A 17,904-nucleotide genomic window follows, 5' to 3' on the forward strand; every position below is an offset into this window, starting at 1 on the left:
TCAGGCCGCTGCGATTTCATGGGGCTCAAAACTATCCGCCCGCGCCATCTGCCACATCCGCGAATAAAACTCGCCGTTCACTTCCCCAGTGAGCAACTCGCCGGGCTTCAAGAACACATGCAGCTGTGAAAACAGCTTGATCTCAGTCGCCGACATGCGCCGTACCAAGTGCTTGGCCGACAATTGCGATGGATGCTCCAGCCCTGCGGCGGCGAGCATTTCTGCCAGGGCGTGCAGCGTGTTGCGGTGGAAGTTGAACACGCGCTGGGCCTTGTCCGGCACCACCAGGGCGCGTTGACGCAGCGGGTCTTGAGTCGCCACGCCGGTCGGGCATTTGTTGGTGTGGCATGACTGAGACTGAATGCAGCCGATGGCGAACATGAAACCACGTGCCGAGTTGGCCCAGTCGGCGCCGATGGCCAGGACGCTGGCGATGTCGAAGGCGCTGACGATCTTGCCGCTGGCGCCGAGCTTGATCTTGTCGCGCAGGTTCAGGCCCACCAGGGTGTTGTGCACGAACAGCAGGCCCTCGCGCAGCGGCACGCCGATGTGGTCGGTGAACTCCACCGGCGCGGCGCCGGTGCCGCCTTCCTTGCCGTCGACCACGATAAAGTCCGGCAGGATGCCGGTTTCGAGCATGGCCTTGGCAATGCCCATGAATTCCCACGGGTGGCCTAAGCAGAACTTGAAGCCCACCGGTTTGCCGCCGGACAGTTCACGCAACTGGGCGATGAACTGCATCAGCTCGATCGGCGTGGAAAACGCGCTGTGACGCGACGGCGAGATGCAGTCTTCACCCATCATGATGCCGCGAGTTTCGGCGATTTCCTGGGTGACCTTGTGCTTGGGCAGAATCCCGCCATGGCCAGGTTTGGCGCCTTGGCTCATCTTGATTTCGATCATGCGCACTTGCGGGTTCTGGGCCTGCACGGCGAAGCGTTCGGGGTCGAAGCGGCCGTCGCTGGTGCGGCAGCCGAAGTAGCCGCTGCCCAGTTCCCAAGTGAGGTCGCCGCCGTGTTCCCGATGGTAGGGGCTGATGCTGCCTTCACCGGTGTCGTGGGCAAAGTTGCCGAGCTTGGCGCCGTGGTTGAGTGCGCGGATCGCGTTGGCGCTCAATGAGCCAAAGCTCATCGCCGAGATATTGAACACCGACGCCGAGTACGGCTGCGTGCACTGCGGGCCGCCGACCATCACGCGAAAGCTGCTGGGGTCGCTCAGTGGCGCAGGGCGCATGGAATGGCCGATAAATTCGAAGCCCGACTGGTACACGTCGATCAGGGTGCCGAAGGGTTTGTCGGCGGTTTCGTTCTTGGCGCGCGAATACACCAGCGAGCGCTGGGCGCGGGAGAAGGGCAGGGCGTCGCTGTCGGACTCCAGCAGGTACTGGCGGATTTCCGGGCGGATGGTTTCTACCAGGTAACGGATATTGCCCAGGATCGGATAGTTGCGGCGCACCGCATGAGGGCTTTGCAGCAGGTCGACAATGCCGATCAGGCTGAGTACACCGGTGACTATCGTGATAGGCCACAGCCATTCATGTTCGATAAAGGGGAGGCTGGCGAGGGTGAAAATGACACACACAGCGAAGAAGGCGTAGCGGCTTAACAAGGACAGGCTCATACAGTTTCCTTGGGTTCGGACTCTTCAGGTCGATCACCCATTCTGCACCTGTCGATAAAGCACGGACAAGGATTGATCGCCCTGTCGCTTTTTTGTGCTTCGGCGTCTTTGTACAGACAAAAATATCTATCAGCTTGATAGAGGAACTTATTACGCCCCCGTCACCATTCATTGGGCGTCTGGTTATGACCGGGCAATGGAAAGTAAGGACACTTTTATCAAGACGGAATTTATAACGGCAAGAGTGAGTAACTTACCTATGACGGCATCGATAACGACAGCGAATATTTTTTCCAATGTCTGGAGTTCTGCGCCTTCCAGTGACGACGGGGGTAAAAGCCAGTTAACCGGCTCGCAGCGCGAGCAGATCGCCCAAGAACATAAAAGAATGGAGGGTATTGAAAAACCTGAGCAGGATGTGAGTCGAAAGCCGGAGTTGGCTACTGGCCGTCCACCAGGTGATAACCGTACCGCCGAGCAAATTATCAACGACAACCCGATCCTCAAAAACCTCGGTCATCAGAAAGATATCAATCGCCCATTGGCTTATAAGCTTCTGGGGGATTGGACGAGCAATAACAAAGACCCGCAGGCACGAGCGGACGCCGCCTTCAACGCGGCGCGGGTACTTAACTATATCGATACGTCCTTATCGGCTGACGGCAAACACCGAGGCAAGGCCCATGGCAATGGCGATCTTGAAGGCATTACCCGTAGCGGCGATGCCCGGCACGGTACGCCGGCTGGTATGTGGAAAGACTTTACGGAGCAGGGTTATTCAGCCTTGCGTGAGCATCACCGTCTGGATAGTACCAGCGACACCCATGTAAAGGCGGATGGCACCAACAAAGATAATCTGCAGTGGGCTTCCGGCGAAGCTGGAAAGAGAACCTGGTTTATTCCTGGGCTCAGCAATATTCTTCTGGGCATCGGCGATGCAGACCAGGGGTTGGTCGGGGCCCTCAAGGGGGCCAAGGATGGTTTTGACAAAACCCGGGCCGATGGTTTTGATCAGGCGCTCGAGAGTGCTGCGCAGGGGGATATCTGGGGCGTCTTAAAAGGGTATGCCAGTGCTGTGAAAAAAAATGAGGCCACGCCAGAGCTGGTCAAGACAGTGTTGAATAAGGCGGGCAGCTAAGATCGGAGGGGAGACAGGTTTGGTTCTTGGAAAGGGATTTCCAGAAAGCCCCATAAGGCCATAAATATCTATAGAAGATCTCGGCCCGTCAGGTAGGCATGAGTAGGCTGCCCCGCCTTCGCGAGCAAGCCCGCTCCCACAGTTTGATCGCGGAGCGTGACGCAATACCTAGGGGCATAGATCGGCGCAATCTATTCTTATTGCAATAGGTTCTCGTTTGGTTGTTTGATTTTGTGTTACTGTATAACAAATCAACTGCGCCCAAACGCCCCGGAGGCCTCATGAAAGCTGGTATCCACCCCGACTACCGCACCGTGCTGTTCCACGACACTGCCGCCGACGTGTTCTTCCTCATCGGTTCCACCGCCGACAGTGATCGCACCCATAAACACAGCGACGGCAACACCTATCCCTACATACCGCTGGACGTCTCCAGCGCCTCGCACCCGGTCTACACCGGCCAGCAGCGCAAGACCCAGGCCGAAGGTCGGATTGCCGGGTTCAACAAGCGTTTTGCATCGTTTGGGTCGAGCCCGAAAAAAGCTGACGCATGAGCATGATCCGGCGGCGTGTCCTACGCCGCCGTCTGCCGAATCGGCAGTACCACCCGAAACTTCGTACCCTTGCCCAGCTCGCTGCTGACGCTGATATCGCCGCGGTGTTTTTTGACGATCCCGTAGGACAACGACAACCCCAACCCCGTACCTTCGCCCACCGGCTTGGTGGTAAAGAACGGGTCGAAGATTTTCTGCACGGTCTCGGGGGCAATCCCACAGCCGTTGTCTGCGACTTCCAGCCAGACGTTTTCGCCTTCCACTCCGTTGCTGATGGTAATGGTGCCGCGCTCAGGGCCCATGGCTTGTGCGGCGTTGATCACCAGGTTCATCACCACCTGATTGAGCTGGGAGGCCAGGCATTCGATTTCCGGCAGCGACGCGTAGTGCTTGACCACATCGGCCTTGTACTTGAGTTCGCTGGCGACGATGTTCAGCGTCGAATCGATGCCTTGCTGCAGGTTGGCAAATTGCCAGGTCTGGTCGTTATCCACCCGTGAGAAGTTCTTCAGGTCTTTGACGATCTGCACCACACGGCCGATGCCGTCCTTGGATTCGCGGATCAGGATCGGAATGTCGTCCTTGAGAAAATCCAGGTCCAGCTCGTTGCGCAATGCCGTGAGCGGTTCGCGATGTTCTGGCGCCCCGATGTGCGCTTCGCTGTGCTGGTAGGCATCGAGCATCTGTTGCAGCTGCTTGAAGTAGCTGTCGAGGGTGCTGAGGTTGGAGGAAATAAAGCCCACCGGGTTGTTGATCTCATGGGCGACGCCGGCCGCAAGTTGCCCCAGCGAGGCGAGTTTTTCCGACTGCACCAGTTGGCTTTCCAGGTGCTTGCGCTCTTCAATTTCCAGTTGCAGCGCTTGGGTGCGTTCTTCCACCAACCGCTCCAGCTGCGAGGTTTGCAGGGAAGCGCGGCGGGCCATGTCCCATTTGTTGGCCAGGGTGTTGGCCATTTGCTGGACTTCGATGTTGTCGAAGGGTTTTTTCAGGATCAGCAGGCGGTCGTGGGCGTGCAGGCGAAACAACAGGTCATCCCAGGAATAGTCCGAGTAGGCGGTACACACCACCACTTGCAGGTCGGGGGCGACTTTCCACAGTTCTTCAATGGTCTTGGCGCCGTCCCAACCCTGGGGCATGCGCATGTCAACGAAGGCCAACGCATAGGGGCGCTGTTGCGCCATGGCGCTGGTCAGCAAGCCCAGGCCTTCCTCGCCGCCGTAAGCGCCGTGCAGCTCGAATGCCTGGGCTTGAGGTTTGGCGGCGTCGCCAAACAGTGCCGACTCCATCTCATCCAGCGCTTCGGTTGAGGCTTCGTCGGGCATCAGGATCTTGCGAAAATCCTCATGAATGGACGGTGTGTCATCGATCAGCAGGATGCGCCGGTTGGGAGGTTGGTTCATGAGCTGCTTCCGGCAAGGGTCAAGGGGATGGTCAAGGTGAAGACGGCGCCAAGGCCCGGCCCGTCGCTGTGGGCGCTGAGCTGGCCGTTCATTTCCACGGCGGCCAGGGCGCAGCTGTGCAGGCCGAAGCCGTGGCCTTCCTTGCGGGTGGTAAAACCGTGGGTGAAGATGCGTGCCATGTTCTCGGGCGGTATGCCTTCGCCATCGTCCTTCACACTGATCTTCAGGGTCTCGTCGCCTACCGATTCCACCGCCAGGGTGATTTGCCGTGGCCGCTCACACAGTTTGTCCATGGCGTATTTGGCATTGCTGATCAGGTTGACCATGATCAGCAGCAGCCGGTGCTTGTCCGCCAAAATCTCCGGCACCGGGGCGTACGCCTTCACAACAGTGACATGGTGACGGCTCAGCGCGCCGGCGTTCATGCGCAGGGCGTCGTCCATCAAGGCGCTGATATTGACCGGCTCCAGCAAGGTAGACGCACCCGCATAGGATTGCTGGGTCGAGACGATGTCCTTGATGTGGTCCACACTTTTGCTCAACTGCGCCAGCTCATCGCTCATGCCTTGCTGTTCGACAGCAATCGCTTCGACCAACTGGTTCAGATAGCCCGGCAGCAACTTGCCCTTTTCATCCTCGGTAAGGAAGGTGCCCAGGTCGCCCTGATGGGCGTTGATCAACTGCATGGCCTTGCCCAGGCCGAGCGCCTTGCTGGCGCGCAACTTGCGGCTGACCAGATCGGCGGAGATATTCACACTGTTGAGCACGTTACCGACGTTGTGCAACACGTTGGTGGCGATCTCTGCCATGCCGGCCTGGCGGGCGCTGTCCATCAGCTCGCTCTGGGCATCCTTGAGCTGTTGCGTGCGCCGCTCCACGCGTTGCTCCAGGGTTTCGTTGGCGGCCTGCAACGCGCGGTTGACGCGGTTTATCTCGGCGAAGCTGCGCAACAGGCGCACCGCCAGGTAGAGCAGCAGCACCACAAGCAAGGTCGAGAAGATCAGCAGGTAGCGATGGTATTGATGGTCGATGAGGTCTGTGGCTTGCTGGTCCTGATTGAGGTGGGTGGTCAAGTCATCGAGGTGTTCGGCCACCGGCACGGCGGCAATCCGCTCCAGCAGGCTGTTGACCAGTGGCTGTTCGCGCAGGATCAGCGAAATATGATTGCTGAGGATCTCCACCGGTGCCTGGAACTCACTGGGCAGGCTTTGTTGGTTGATGGCCAGTTTGCCCAGGCCCACCAGGATATCGGCGGCACGTTCGTCGCTGGTGACCTGGGCAAACTCCAGGCTGCTGAGCAGCAGGTCGTAAGTGTCGGTGGCCACGCTTTGCAGCTGCAGCCGGCCTTCGTCGGTCATGCTGTTGAATTGGGCCTGGATGTCGTCTTCGGCCGTCGGCAAAAAAGCCAATGAGTTACGCAGCACTGCGTTGTGGGATTTGAACTGGTCGACCAACCGGGCTTTTTCCTCGATGGCCCTCAGATACGCCGCATGGCTGGCTTGCCAACCGGGCAGGTCGGCTGCGCTGTGGTAGGTGTCGCGACTTTCCAGTTCAGCCCCGATGCGGGTCATTTCGGTCAGCGGTGTGACCAGTGGGTCGTAGTTGTGGGTGATCGCGATCCTGGCCTTGAGTACTTCGCTGTCCCACTGGGCATTGAGCTGCTGGAGTTGGCGGATCAAGTCGCGCGACTGGGTATAAGTGGCCGTCTGGTCGCGTGAAGACTTGAGGTACAAAAATACCAGGGTGGAGGCCAGTAACAGGGTGATGAGGCCTAGCAGGATCTGGCTGATACGTCGGCGTGACAAGCGTCTCATAGCGGTTTGCCCGCCCATTCGCCGGTCAGGGTCTTGAGAAACTGGATAATCAGGTCCTTGTCTTCCTGGGACGGGTTGCGCCCCAACTGGTACTTGAACATCACGTCAACCGCCTCCTCAAGCGTCCTGGCCGAGGCGTCGTGGAAGTACGGCGCCGTGACGGCCACATTGCGCAGGCTGGGCACCTTGAATACATGGCGGTCCTCTTCATCCTGGGTCAGCAGGTAGCGCCCCAGGTCCGATTCCAGCGGGTTGCCGCGGGCCTTGAAGTAGTCGCCCATCACACCGAACTTCTGGAACATATTGCCGCCAATGTTCACGCCCTGGTGACAGGCGATGCAGCCGTAATCCTTGAAGCGTTGGTAGCCGTATTTTTCCTGGCGGGTCAGGATATCGGTGTCGCCCAGCACGTATTGGTCAAACCGCGAGTTGGGTGTCAGCAGCGTGCGTTCGTAGGTGGCCAGGGCGTTTTGCACATTGGAAGCGGTGACGCCATCGGGGTAGGCCTGTTTGAACGCGTTCTGGTAGGCGGGCAGGGCGGAGAGGTTGCGCACCACGGTATTCCAGTCGCTGCCCATTTCCACCGGGCTGATCACCACCTGCTCGACCTGGGCCTGCAACGTGTCCACCCGACCGTTCCAGAACTGTTTGAAATTAAGGCTGGCGTTGAACACAGAAGGGGTATTGATCTGCACCGGCTTGCCGTCAAAGCCAATGGAGAACGGCTTGTTGTCGGCGCCGCCGCTGGTCAGTGGGTGACAGCTGGCGCAGGACAAGGTGTTGTTGACCGACAAGCGCGGCTCATTGAACAGCTGGCGACCCAGCTCAACCTTGGCCGGGTCCAGTACGGGAACCGCCGGCAAGGGCTTGAGCGCTTCGTTCAGTGGCGCGGCTGCGAGCGATGTAGTGCCCAGGCATAACGCGAACATCAGGCCAGAACGGTGGTTTACGACGTTGCTCAAGCGAGCACTCCTTGCAGGCCTAGGGCTATTTATTTTATTGATCGGGCATCAGTGTCGCGCTATCCGTTTGCAGCAACTGCACAAAATCTTTCGAAGGCAGCGCCTTGCTGAATAGAAAGCCCTGGCCCTCTTCACACTGCTGGGCTTTGAGGAAATTCAGTTGGTCGATGGTTTCCACGCCTTCGGCAATGATGTTCAGCTCCAGGCTCTTGCCCATGCCGATGATAGCGCTGATCAGCTGTTCGTCCTGGCTATTGATGCGCAGGCCGCGCACAAAGGATTGGTCGATCTTCAGCACATCGATGGGAAAGCGCCGCAGGTAGCTGAGGCTGGAGTAGCCGGTGCCGAAATCGTCCAGAGCCAGGCGGATGCCCATGGCCTTGATCTTTTGCAGGGTCTCCACGGTTTCATCGACGTTCTGCATCAGCACGCTTTCGGTGATTTCCAGTTCCAGTTGGGTGGGCGGCAGGCCTGTTTCTTTCAGGATGGCGGCCAGGTTGTCGACGAAGTCTCGTTGGCGAAAGTCGATCGCCGAGATGTTCACCGACATGCGCAGGGGTGCCAGGCCCATCTCGCACCAGGCTTGGGCTTGTGTGCAGGCTTGGCGCAGTACCCACTGAGTCAGGCGTACGATCAGGCCGCTGTCTTCGGCGACCGGAATGAACTCCGCCGGGCTGACCCAACCTGACTGCGGTCGAAACCAGCGTGTCAGCGCTTCCGCGCCGACGATGCGCCCGGATTCCAGCGCCAGCTTGGGCTGGTAATGCAGCACAAACTCATCGCGGTCCAGCGCCTGGCGGATCGCGCTTTCCAGGTTTTGCTGGTGCTGGGCGCGCAGGTTCATGTCTTCGGTGTAAAAGCTGAAATCCCCCGAGCCGCGCTCTTTGCTGGTACGCATCGCGGTTTCAGCATGCTTGAGCAAGCCCACGGCATTGTCGCTGTCATCGGGGTAAATGCTGATGCCCAGGCTGGCGCTCACACTGAGGTCATGCCCCGCGACATGGCGAGTCGCGCTGACGGCATTGAGTACCTTTTGCGCAATGTGCTGGGTTTGCTGGGGATGCTGGATATCGTTGAGCAGCACCACGAACTCGTCGGAGCCGTAACGAAACACCGAATCCGACGCCCGCACCGCCGCCACCAGGCTCAGGCTCACCTGCGCCAGCACCTCGTCGCCTGCCGGATAGCCCAGGGCGTTGTTGATGCGCTTGAAGCGGTCGAGCCCCAGAAACATCACCGCCAGTTGCGTGTCGTGCCTGCGGCCCAAGGCGATCGCCTGGGTCAGGCGGTCGCCCAGCAACGTGCTGTTGGGCAACTCCGTCAGGGCGTCGTATTGCAATAAGTGCGAGACCTTGAGCAGCTCCTGCACGCGTTCCTCGATGGTGCGCTCCAGGCTGATCACCTTCAGGGCCGCGTCCTGGGCCAGTTGCCATTTCCAGGTCAGGGCGCTGGCCATCTGGCGGATTTCCAGGTGGTCGAAGGGCTTTTTCAGGATCAGCAGTTGGTCGTTGTATTTCAGGCGCGCTTCGATGGCCTCGAAGGAATAGTCGGAATAGGCCGTGCAAAGCGCGATTTGCAAGTTGGGGTCCGCCTCCCACAACTGTTCGATGGTGTGCAGGCCGTCCCAGCCAGGGGGCATGCGCATGTCGATAAACACCATGGCGTAGGGCGAGTGGGCGTCGAGGGCTTTCTTGACCAGTGCCAAGGCTTCCTGGCCCTGGTAGGCGGAGTCCAGGTCAAACGCCTGGCGCACCGGTGCGGTGGTGCCGAACAGGGCGGACTCCAGGGTATCGAGGGAGGGCTCGCCATGCTCGTCGGCACAGAGGATCTTGCGAAAATCCTGGTGGATCGAAGCCGTGTCATCCACGATCAGGATGCGTCGGTTGGCCCGGCCCGATTCCGTCCTCATGGCGCACTCGGCACGTGCAAAAGGCTTGATGGCATGATAATTCCTTCCCTGGTTCTACAACTGAACGGGGCGCAAGCATGCAGTGCAGCATAGTTGAGTTCCCTTGATATCGACGGCCAGTTGGCGTCAAATCAATCGCGCTTTGTATTGCGCGGATTCAATTTAGCCTAACTTCGTTTAATTTGAAGGCAGAGTCGCCATGGATGAACAACTCGCTACGAAGTCCGTTGTTTTGCTGGTCGACGATGAAGAGTCGATCCTTAACAGCCTGCGCCGCCTGCTGCGCGGCCAGCCCTATGACGTGGTATTGGCCACCAGCGGCGCCCAGGCGCTGGAGATCATGGCGACCCGGCCTATCGATCTGGTGATGAGCGATGCGCGCATGCCCGGCATGGACGGCGCCACGCTGCTGGCCGAGGTCCACCGCCTGTATCCCGCCACCAGCCGCATCCTGCTCACCGGCTACGCCGACCTGACCACCATCATCAAGGCGATCAACGACGGGCAGATCCACCGCTACATCAGCAAACCCTGGAACGACGAGGAGTTGCAACTGGTGTTGCAGCAAACCCTCGAGCATCAACGGCTTGAACGCTTGGCCCGAGACCAGACCGAACAGCTCAAGCTGCTCAACGCCACCCTGGAAAAACGCGTGGCGGCGCGTACCGCCGAGTTGCAACAAACCGCCGACATGCTCGACCTGGCCTACGACGAGCTCAAGCGCAGCTACGTGACCGGCACCGAAGTATTCTCGCTGCTGGCCAACCTGCGCTTGCCCAAGGACAAACAGACCAACCGTGCGTTGATCGAGTTGATCCGCGTGTATTGCGCCGCCCAGTCCATGGACGAATCCAGCACCCGTGACCTGACCATGGCCGCCGCGTTGTACAACATCGGCAAGTTGAGCTGGACCGACAGCATGATGGTTGCACCGTCAGACAAACTGCATAGCACCGACCGTGGCTTGTACCGTGAGTATCCGGGGCAGAGCGAGTCGTTGCTGATGACCCTGGAGCCGATGAAGGATGCGGCGCGGATCATTCGTCATCACCAGGAACGTTGGGACGGCACGGGGTTTCCCGACCACCTCAAGGGCGATACCATCCCGCCCGGTTCACGGCTGCTGAAGCTGGCGGTGGACTTTATCGAATTGCAGAAAGGCTTGATCCTGGAGCGACACCTCAACAGCGACGAAGCGCTGTTGTATATCCGCAAGTACGCCGGGCGCCTGTATGACCCGGCGTTGGTGGAAGATTTTGTGCAGGCCTGCGCCACCTTCCTCAGCGACGTGACCCTGGGCGACCCCACGGTCAAAGTCCTCACGACCCGTGAGCTTGAGGCCGGCATGGTGTTGGCCCGTAACCTCAATGCCGATAACGGCATGCTGCTGCTCAATGCTGGCAAGGTGCTTAACTTGCCGCTGGTGGACAAATTGATCGCGTTCGAAGCGATGGAAGGCGCCAAGTACAGCGTATTTATCAAACAGCCCGAAGAGACCTCGATTCTTTCATGAATGATTCAACCATCCGCATCGCCGCCGCCATCCTCATTGACCAAGCCGGCCAGACCCTGCTGGTGCGCAAGCGCGGCACCCAGGCGTTCATGCAACCTGGCGGCAAGATCGACGCAGGCGAACAACCCGTCCAGGCGCTGGCCCGTGAGCTGTATGAAGAGCTGAACCTGCACATCAAGGTCGAGGACGCCACGTACCTCGGCCAATTCTCGGCGCCTGCCGCCAACGAACCGGGCTTCACCGTGCAGGCCGAGCTGTTCCAGGTGCAGATCGACGTTGCGGTCACGCCAGCGGCGGAAATTGAAGAAATCCGCTGGATCGACCCCACGGGCGATGGCGGCCTGCAATTGGCGCCGCTGACCCGCGATACGATCCTGCCGCTCTACCGCGCGTCGCTGATCGACGCATGATCATTCGCCCGCTGGAGGCTCCCGACGCACCCGTATACCGGGCGTTGATGCTACAGGCGTATGGCGCTTATCCCCAGGCGTTCACCTCCAGCGTGGCCGAACGTGCCTTGATGCCCTTGAGCTGGTGGGAAAAGCGCCTCGGCAGCCCGCTGGACCGGCTGTTTGGCGCCTTCGACGGCGATCAGTTGGCGGGTATTGTCGGCCTTGCATTTGAGCCTCGGGAGAAGGCCCGGCACAAGGTGACCTTGTTCGGCATGTACGTGACCGAGGCTTATCAACAGCAGGGGCTTGGGCGGCAACTGGTGCAAGCCGCACTGGAAGAAGCCCGTCGCCACCCGCGCCTCAAATTGATCCAACTGACCGTCACCGCCGGCAATGACGCCGCCTTTGCGCTCTACCAGCGCTGCGGTTTCATTCAGTACGGCCTGGAGCCATTGGCTGTGCGGGTAGGCGTGGAGTACTTCGACAAGATCCACATGTGGCGCGAACTGCAGGTGGACTGTGGGAGCTGGCTTGCCTGCGATAGCATCACCACGGTGTAACTGAAACACCGCGGTGCAAGCATCGCGGGCAAGCCCAGCTCCCACGCTAGCCCGCACACTCAGAGCCCGCTCAACGCACCGCGCTGACGCCATCCAGCGTGGAAAACGAGGTGTCCTTGGCCGTCAGCAAGAAGTCGCGCATGTAAGGCGCATCGAGCATGTCGGCACGAATGCCCGCATACAACGTGGCGAACAACCCTTTCTCGCCCAACCGCTTGGCCTTCACATACCCGCGCGAGCTGTATTCATGCAGCGCCCAGTGGGGCATGCCGCACACACCACGACCACTGGCCACCAGTTGCATCATCATCACGGTCAGCTCCGAGGTCCGAACCTGGGCCGGTTCAACGTCGGCCGGTTCCAGGAAGCGGGTGAAGATGTCCAGGCGGTCACGTTCCACCGGGTAGGTGATCAGGGTTTCTGTCAGCAGGTCTTCCGGCACGATGTAAGACTTGTTCGCCAGCGCGTGCTGGTTGGCCACCGCCAGCATGGCTTCGTAGGTGAACAGCGGCACGTAGGTGATGCCCGGCAGTTCCAGCGGGTCGGAGGTCACCACAAGGTCCAGGTCGCCACGGGCCAGGGCCGGCAGCGGCGCGAAGGCAAAGCCGGAGGCCAGGTCCAGCTCGACTTCCGGCCAGGCATCGCGGAACTGATCGATGGTCGGCATCAGCCACTGAAAACAGCTGTGGCATTCGATTGCCATGTGCAAGCGCCCGGCGGTGCCCCCGGCCAGCCGAGCAATATCGCGCTCGGCACCGCGCAACAGCGGCAGGGTGGCGTCGGCCAATTGCAGCAGGCGCAGGCCGGCGCTGGTGAAACGCACCGGTTTGGTCTTGCGCACGAACAGCGGCATACCCAGGCGCTCTTCCAGCTCTTTGAACTGGTGGGAGAGGGCGGACTGGGTCAAGTGCAGGCGTTCGGCGGCCTCCACCAGGCTGTCGGCTTCGCGCAAGGCGTGCAGGGTTTTCAAGTGACGGATTTCGAGCACAGGCGCTCCATGAAGAAAATTTGCGATTAAAACGGATTGCTTGATTTTGTCTCATGTTGTGGAGCGTGTCGACCATGACCACTGGGCGCTCTTCATCAAACTGTCATCGAACTGTGGCAGCGCGCTTGAACAAACTTCATCAGACTCGCGCTCTACTGGGGTTCTGCGTTTTGGTGTTTTTCATGCGTGCGTTGTTTTTTGTGGCCGCTCTACTGTTCGGCCTGCCGTCCTTTGCGGCTTCTCGATGTGATGTCAATGTCCCGACCCAAACGGTCGACCTGGCTCAGGTGAGCATCGCCTATCAAAGTATCGGCCGTGCGTCCGACCCTGCGTTGCTGTTGGTGATGGGCCTGGGCGGGCAGTTGATTCACTGGCCGGATGAAGTGGTGGTGGCCCTGTGCGAACAAGGTTTCCGGGTGATTCGCTACGACAACCGCGATGTGGGCTTGTCCACTTGGCGGCAGGCGCCGGCGAGCGCCAACCTGACTTTCGAAGTGCTGCGCTACAAACTCGGCCTGCCGGTGGCCGCGCCTTATACCTTGACTGATATGGCCGACGACGCGCTGGGGTTGATGGATGCGCTGCAGGTGCAGCAATTTCACGTACTCGGCGCGAGCATGGGCGGCATGATCGCTCAACACCTGGCGGCCATGGCGCCACAGCGTGTGGAAAGCCTGACCCTGATCATGACCAGCTCCGGCGCCGAGGGCCTGCCCGCGCCGAACGCGGCGCTGGTGCAATTGCTGTCGCGGCGCAGCGCGCCCAACCGTGAGGTGGCGCTGGAGCAACAGGCGGATTTGCTCGCGGCGTTGGGCAGCCCGGATATCAAGGACGATCGCCAGGCGTTGCTGCACCAGGCGGCGCTGTCCTATGACCGCGCCTTCAACCCCGAAGGCGTGAAGCGCCAGATCATGGCGATCCTGGCCGAGCCGAGCCGTGTGCCCTTGCTCAACCAACTGCGCGTGCCTGCGTTGGTCGTCCACGGCACCGCCGACCCCTTGCTGCCGGTGATGCACGGCGTGCACCTGGCCGCGCATATCCAGGGCAGCCAGTTGAAATTGATTCCCGGCCTGGCCCACCGTTTTCAGGAAGCGTTCAAGGCGCCCTTGTTGGCGGCGGTGTTGCCCTACCTGCAAGCCCATCGCCAGGATGGCGCGCATTGGGCGCAGATCGATTTGAGCGAGCCTTCGAAGGTGCTGTGAAGGTGGTGTATCGTGCAACCTTTATGCGCATGACTGCCTGCGAGGTTGCCCACCATGAGTACTCCCCTGAAAATCGATTTCGTCAGCGACGTATCCTGCCCCTGGTGCATCATCGGCCTGCGCGGCTTGACCGAAGCCCTCGACCAGCTCGGCAGCGAGGTGCAGGCCGAGATTCATTTTCAACCGTTCGAACTGAACCCGAACATGCCCGCCGAAGGTCAGAACATCGTCGAGCACATTACCGAAAAGTACGGCTCCACGGCTGAAGAGTCCCAGGCTAATCGTGCGCGTATCCGTGACATGGGCGCCGCGTTGGGCTTTGCTTTTCGCACCGATGGCCAGAGCCGTATCTACAACACCTTCGACGCGCACCGCCTATTGCATTGGGCTGGGTTGGAAGGCTTGCAGTACAACCTCAAGGAAGCGCTGTTCAAGGCGTATTTCAGCGATGGCCAGGACCCTTCCGATCACGCGACCCTGGCGATCATCGCCGAGAGCGTAGGGCTGGACACTGCGCGCGCCGCCGAGATTCTTGCCAGCGATGAATACGCCGCCGAAGTCCGTGAGCAGGAACAGCTGTGGGTTTCCCGAGGGGTGAGTTCGGTGCCGACCATTGTCTTCAATGACCAATATGCGGTGAGCGGTGGGCAACCGGCTGAAGCCTTCGTCGGCGCGATTCGCCAGATCATCAACGAATCCAAATCCTGAAACCGAACACGGAGCAAAATGTGGGAGCTGGCTTGCCTGCGATAGCGGACTGTCAGTTGCAAATGGGCTGGCTGACACACCGTTATCGCAGGCAAGCCAGCTCCCACACTTGATACTCATTGTTTGCAAAAATGGCGCTCATCCAAGCGCTGGCCCATCCCTTGCATTACCCCCCTAAAGCCCAACCGGCCTGCGGTTGGGCGCTGCCATTAGGGGTGAAACTTACCTTGAACATTCTTGACCTTGACCACAGCCTCACCGGCCAGGCACCGATTGCCCGGCGGTTGGCCAGCGGTCGGGCCACGCGCCTGGACCTGCTGGACCTGGGCCCGAAATTGCGTTTGTGGTCCACCGAAAAAACCTGGAAACGTTTCGTCGAGCGCCTGGCCCAGCGGCCTCGGCCCCGTGACGCGCGCCCGGAAATCCTGTTTGTTGGCTCCGGCGATTATCACCACCTTACGCCGGCCTTTTTGGCCGACCTCAAAGAGCCCATCAGCCTGATCCACTTTGACAACCACCCCGACTGGGTGCGCTTTGCGCCCAAGCGGCACTGCGGTTCGTGGGTCAACCGGGCGCTGAAGATGCCGGCGATCCAACGCATCGTCACCCTCGGCCCGTGCAGCGATGACCTGCATAACCCGCAACTGCGCGGCGGCAACCTTGGCGCCCTCAAGCGCGGGCGTTTGCAGTTGTTTCCCTGGCAGCATCCGCCGTCCAAGGTCTGGGGCCGGGTGGGGGACGGCGCCGGCCACCAGCAACAGGAAAACCACCTGCATTGGCGCAACTTGGCGGACCTGGATTGGGCGGCTTTCCTCGACCAGATGATTGCCAGCCTGCCCACCGAAGCGATCTGGATCACCATCGACAAAGATGTGCTGGCCAGTGAAGACGCCGCCACCAACTGGGACCAGGGCGGCATGCGCCTGACCCATTTGCTCCAGGCCCTGCGGGCGTTGGCGGCGGGTAAACGCATCATTGGCATCGACGTCTGCGGTGAGTTCGCCACGCCGGCGTTCAGCAACGCGTTCAAGCGCTGGGAAGCCAAGTCTGATCAGCCGCCACCGGAGCGCTGGAGCCCGCAAGACTTGCAGCGTAATGCTGCAACCAATGAAGCCTTGATCGACCTGTTTGAGGAGCTGTTCCCGTGACCCTGACCGTGGTGTTGTTACTGGCGTTTTCCATCGTCCTCGATGTGATTGGCCAGCTGTGTTTCAAATTGGGCGTGGACCGTTTGCCGCAACTCGATGGCGGTTTTCGCCTGCGTGCGTTCTGGGGCCAGGTGTTCAATGCGCCGCTGTTGTGGGCCGGCGTCGGCGCCTATGTGATTGAGTTTTTTGTCTGGCTCGAAGCGCTGTCCCGTGCGCCCTTGAGTCTGCTGTTTCCGCTGGCGGCGTTGGCCTATTGCCTGGTGGTGTTGGCGGGCAGGGTGGTGCTCAAGGAAACCGTCAGCCGACGTCGCTGGCTGGGCACGTTGGTGATCACGTTGGGTGTGATGTTGGTAGCAATCGCGGGGAACCAGGCATGACAACGCAGACAATCAATACTGGCTGGCTGCATGGGCGGCTTGGCACCCTGGTGCTATGGGCATTGCTGATCGCCACCGAAAGCGCAGGGCAATTGTTCACCAAGGTGGCCGGCGATCAATTGGGGCCGATGGACTTCAGTTGGCAATGGCTGGTGGACGTGGCGCGCAACCCGGGAATTCTGGCGGCGATTGCCAGCTATCTCGGGGCGTTTTTTGTGTGGATGCTGATTCTGCGGCGTAGCAGTTTGTCCCTGGCGTTTCCGCTGAGTTCGCTGGTGTTTGTGGCCGTATTGCTGGGTTCTTGGCTGGGGCTGGGCGAGCACATCAGCGCGTTGCATTGGGTAGGCGTGGTGGTGATTATCGGTGGTATCGCCCTTTTGGCTGAGGGCGAAGAACACTGAAAATAGTGCTATGAACGCAGGCCCAATGTGGGAGCGGGCTTGCTCGCGAATGCGGTGGATCAGTTAAATATTAGCTGACTGACACACTGCTTTAGCGAGCAAGCCCGCTCCCACATTTTGCTCCCGGGTAATTCAGTCGAAGGTGTAGCTGATCGCCGTCTGCACCTGGCCCTGATTCACCTGGCCAGCCTCTTTGACGATGCTGCTCTTGGCCGCCGACCCCACCAGGTGTACCCAGCTGGCACTGGTCAGCAGTGACCAATGGGGCGCCAGGGGGAAGGAAAAACTTTGACTCAGCGTCACGTTCTGAAAGCCGCCGCTCGCGTTATACGGCCGTAAGCCCGAGGCGACAGCTTCGTTGTTGTCTACGCCGAAAAAGGTATTGGTCTGGCGCGCATCGGCAAAATGCGCAACCAGGCCGCTGCTGCCGATAATCCCTCCACCCAAGGGGTAACCCAGTTCGCCGCCGATTTTACCCAGGGCGCCGCTCTGGGAATGCCCGCCGCCCACGGCCTGGCCCAATTGCGCGTAGACCCGCCAGAAATTGGCCGGGGCGTATTGGACGAAACCGCCCACTTCCGCCATGTCCGACACGTTGCGCAGGCCTTGCAACTCGCCGTTGGAGGTGCGCCCCGAAAGGTAGTTGATATAGGGGCCAGCGGTAAGGCCGTGGGTATCCAGGGCGCTCCAGGTGAGGCCGTCATCGGTGCTCAGGCTGACGTCACCCCAATCCAGGTCCAGGTACGGCACAGGCCGGGTTTCGTAGCGGCTGCCGCTGGGGTCGTGGGGCTGATAGCTGAGGCCCGCGCCCACATCGCCCGTGATGCCCTCTGCCCATGCGGCACTGCAAAGGCCCCACCCTCCAAGTAAACCGGTGAATACAGCAGCAGCGAACTTGGACATGGGGACGTTTCCTGAAGGTGGGCAGGCGCGCATGAACGCGCAAACCGGCGCGCCTGCGCAAGCACTCATGTTGTTTGTAGCAAGCTACAAAAATTGTAGCTCCTGCGACATATATCGCTGCGCATTTCGCGCCAACCCCCAGCCCTGCGGGGTTTTCGCCAGTTGGCACAGTCCCTGCTCTATCCCTTGGCAAGCGCATACAGCGCGCTCCTCCAAGGCCCTTTACCTAAAGGAAAGGCAGATGATCAACTGGCATATCGTGTGTGACTTCGACGGGACCATTACCCCCACCGATGTCATCGACAACGTCCTCCA

At 60.1% G+C, this 17,904-nt stretch carries 17 protein-coding genes and 1 pseudogene; 11 read left to right on the forward strand and 7 right to left on the reverse strand.

The genetic code is table 11. The features are described 5' to 3' along the window. Positions 1–1,620, reverse strand: a complete 1,620-nt coding sequence (locus E1K68_RS06340) for an FMN-binding glutamate synthase family protein (RefSeq protein WP_057711005.1) — start codon at positions 1,618–1,620, stop codon at positions 1–3. A 196-nt stretch (positions 1,621–1,816) separates the two neighbouring features. Here E1K68_RS06340 and E1K68_RS06345 point away from each other — a divergent pair, with 196 nt between their 5' ends. Continuing rightward, positions 1,817–2,758 (forward strand): hypothetical protein, encoded by a 942-nt coding sequence (locus E1K68_RS06345; RefSeq protein ID WP_222938870.1) that lies wholly within the window; start codon positions 1,817–1,819, stop codon positions 2,756–2,758. 281 nt (positions 2,759–3,039) lie between these two features. Continuing rightward, positions 3,040–3,312 (forward strand): type B 50S ribosomal protein L31, encoded by a 273-nt coding sequence (locus E1K68_RS06350; RefSeq protein WP_014717108.1) that lies wholly within the window; start codon positions 3,040–3,042, stop codon positions 3,310–3,312. 20 nt (positions 3,313–3,332) lie between these two features. On the opposite strand, the gene E1K68_RS06355 is transcribed toward E1K68_RS06350, so the two are convergent. The 4 genes from E1K68_RS06355 to E1K68_RS06370 are packed head-to-tail and all read right to left on the reverse strand — an operon-like array spanning position 3,333 to position 9,397. Further along, positions 3,333–4,712: an ATP-binding protein gene (locus E1K68_RS06355; RefSeq protein WP_034134319.1), complete on the reverse strand. Its 1,380-nt coding sequence runs from the start codon at positions 4,710–4,712 to the stop codon at positions 3,333–3,335. Continuing rightward, the gene (locus E1K68_RS06360; RefSeq protein WP_212613882.1) at positions 4,709–6,526 is read right to left on the reverse strand and encodes a DAHL domain-containing protein; all 1,818 of its coding nucleotides are present in this window, start codon (positions 6,524–6,526) and stop codon (positions 4,709–4,711) included. Before E1K68_RS06360 ends, E1K68_RS06355 begins: the two co-directional genes overlap by 4 nt. Beyond that, the gene (locus tag E1K68_RS06365) at positions 6,523–7,488 is read right to left on the reverse strand and encodes a cytochrome c peroxidase (RefSeq protein WP_212613883.1); all 966 of its coding nucleotides are present in this window, start codon (positions 7,486–7,488) and stop codon (positions 6,523–6,525) included. Before E1K68_RS06365 ends, E1K68_RS06360 begins: the two co-directional genes overlap by 4 nt. A gap of 34 nt (positions 7,489–7,522) precedes the next feature. Beyond that, positions 7,523–9,397: a GGDEF and EAL domain-containing protein gene (locus E1K68_RS06370; protein WP_212613884.1), complete on the reverse strand. Its 1,875-nt coding sequence runs from the start codon at positions 9,395–9,397 to the stop codon at positions 7,523–7,525. Between the two features lie 199 nt (positions 9,398–9,596). Here E1K68_RS06370 and E1K68_RS06375 point away from each other — a divergent pair, with 199 nt between their 5' ends. Genes E1K68_RS06375 through E1K68_RS06385 form a run of 3 tightly spaced genes read left to right on the forward strand, consistent with a single transcriptional unit; the run spans position 9,597 to position 11,862 of the window. Further along, positions 9,597–10,910 carry an HD domain-containing phosphohydrolase gene (locus E1K68_RS06375; protein WP_014717113.1) on the forward strand — a complete coding sequence of 438 codons (1,314 nt, stop codon included), beginning with the start codon at positions 9,597–9,599 and terminating at the stop codon, positions 10,908–10,910. After that, positions 10,907–11,320: an NUDIX domain-containing protein gene (locus E1K68_RS06380; protein ID WP_003188920.1), complete on the forward strand. Its 414-nt coding sequence runs from the start codon at positions 10,907–10,909 to the stop codon at positions 11,318–11,320. The genes E1K68_RS06375 and E1K68_RS06380 overlap by 4 nt, the downstream gene beginning before the upstream one ends. After that, entirely contained in the window at positions 11,317–11,862 is a 546-nt protein-coding gene (locus tag E1K68_RS06385; RefSeq protein WP_003188921.1) for a GNAT family N-acetyltransferase, read from the forward strand. Before E1K68_RS06380 ends, E1K68_RS06385 begins: the two co-directional genes overlap by 4 nt. A 70-nt stretch (positions 11,863–11,932) precedes the next feature. Here E1K68_RS06385 and metR read toward each other — a convergent pair whose 3' ends face one another. Beyond that, positions 11,933–12,850 carry a transcriptional regulator MetR gene (gene metR, locus E1K68_RS06390; RefSeq protein ID WP_003188924.1) on the reverse strand — a complete coding sequence of 306 codons (918 nt, stop codon included), beginning with the start codon at positions 12,848–12,850 and terminating at the stop codon, positions 11,933–11,935. Positions 12,851–13,032: 182 nt separating this feature from the next. Here metR and E1K68_RS06395 point away from each other — a divergent pair, with 182 nt between their 5' ends. The 5 genes from E1K68_RS06395 to E1K68_RS06415 all read left to right on the forward strand — a co-directional run bounded on the left by E1K68_RS06395 (position 13,033) and on the right by E1K68_RS06415 (position 16,686). Continuing rightward, positions 13,033–14,052, forward strand: coding sequence for an alpha/beta hydrolase (locus E1K68_RS06395; protein ID WP_003188925.1), 1,020 nt, complete (start codon positions 13,033–13,035; stop codon positions 14,050–14,052). Between the two features lie 54 nt (positions 14,053–14,106). After that, the gene (locus E1K68_RS06400; protein ID WP_212613885.1) at positions 14,107–14,760 is read left to right on the forward strand and encodes a DsbA family oxidoreductase; all 654 of its coding nucleotides are present in this window, start codon (positions 14,107–14,109) and stop codon (positions 14,758–14,760) included. Between the two features lie 227 nt (positions 14,761–14,987). Then, positions 14,988–15,908: an arginase gene (locus tag E1K68_RS06405; RefSeq protein WP_034134472.1), complete on the forward strand. Its 921-nt coding sequence runs from the start codon at positions 14,988–14,990 to the stop codon at positions 15,906–15,908. After that, the gene (locus E1K68_RS06410; RefSeq protein ID WP_003188930.1) at positions 15,905–16,285 is read left to right on the forward strand and encodes an EamA family transporter; all 381 of its coding nucleotides are present in this window, start codon (positions 15,905–15,907) and stop codon (positions 16,283–16,285) included. The genes E1K68_RS06405 and E1K68_RS06410 overlap by 4 nt, the downstream gene beginning before the upstream one ends. Next, complete coding sequence (locus E1K68_RS06415) at positions 16,282–16,686, forward strand: transporter (protein WP_212613886.1); 405 nt, start codon at positions 16,282–16,284, stop codon at positions 16,684–16,686. Before E1K68_RS06410 ends, E1K68_RS06415 begins: the two co-directional genes overlap by 4 nt. A 132-nt stretch (positions 16,687–16,818) precedes the next feature. Here the strand turns inward: E1K68_RS06415 and E1K68_RS06420 are convergent, their stop codons facing one another. Beyond that, positions 16,819–17,589 (reverse strand): MipA/OmpV family protein, encoded by a 771-nt coding sequence (locus E1K68_RS06420; RefSeq protein WP_034134311.1) that lies wholly within the window; start codon positions 17,587–17,589, stop codon positions 16,819–16,821. Between the two features lie 31 nt (positions 17,590–17,620). Between E1K68_RS06420 and E1K68_RS27700 the strand changes: the two are divergent. Further along, positions 17,621–17,904: pseudogene (locus E1K68_RS27700) on the forward strand (hypothetical protein); the annotation flags it as partial.

The sequence above is a fragment of the Pseudomonas sp. B2021 genome (genome assembly GCF_018135665.1).
In the GTDB taxonomy this organism is placed as follows: Bacteria; Pseudomonadota; Gammaproteobacteria; order Pseudomonadales; family Pseudomonadaceae; genus Aquipseudomonas; species Aquipseudomonas lactis.

Bases quoted from the DNA above. Each gene is read 5' to 3' on its own strand.
- E1K68_RS06340 (WP_057711005.1), bottom strand. From the start codon at position 1,620: ATGAGCCTGTCCTTGTTAAGCCGCTACGCCTTCTTCGCTGTGTGTGTC.
- E1K68_RS06345 (WP_222938870.1), top strand. From the start codon at position 1,817: ATGGAAAGTAAGGACACTTTTATCAAGACGGAATTTATAACGGCAAGA.
- E1K68_RS06350 (WP_014717108.1), top strand. From the start codon at position 3,040: ATGAAAGCTGGTATCCACCCCGACTACCGCACCGTGCTGTTCCACGAC.
- E1K68_RS06355 (WP_034134319.1), bottom strand. From the start codon at position 4,712: ATGAACCAACCTCCCAACCGGCGCATCCTGCTGATCGATGACACACCG.
- E1K68_RS06360 (WP_212613882.1), bottom strand. From the start codon at position 6,526: ATGAGACGCTTGTCACGCCGACGTATCAGCCAGATCCTGCTAGGCCTC.
- E1K68_RS06370 (WP_212613884.1), bottom strand. From the start codon at position 9,397: ATGAGGACGGAATCGGGCCGGGCCAACCGACGCATCCTGATCGTGGAT.
- E1K68_RS06375 (WP_014717113.1), top strand. From the start codon at position 9,597: ATGGATGAACAACTCGCTACGAAGTCCGTTGTTTTGCTGGTCGACGAT.
- E1K68_RS06380 (WP_003188920.1), top strand. From the start codon at position 10,907: ATGAATGATTCAACCATCCGCATCGCCGCCGCCATCCTCATTGACCAA.
- E1K68_RS06385 (WP_003188921.1), top strand. From the start codon at position 11,317: ATGATCATTCGCCCGCTGGAGGCTCCCGACGCACCCGTATACCGGGCG.
- E1K68_RS06395 (WP_003188925.1), top strand. From the start codon at position 13,033: ATGCGTGCGTTGTTTTTTGTGGCCGCTCTACTGTTCGGCCTGCCGTCC.
- E1K68_RS06400 (WP_212613885.1), top strand. From the start codon at position 14,107: ATGAGTACTCCCCTGAAAATCGATTTCGTCAGCGACGTATCCTGCCCC.
- E1K68_RS06415 (WP_212613886.1), top strand. From the start codon at position 16,282: ATGACAACGCAGACAATCAATACTGGCTGGCTGCATGGGCGGCTTGGC.
- E1K68_RS06420 (WP_034134311.1), bottom strand. From the start codon at position 17,589: ATGTCCAAGTTCGCTGCTGCTGTATTCACCGGTTTACTTGGAGGGTGG.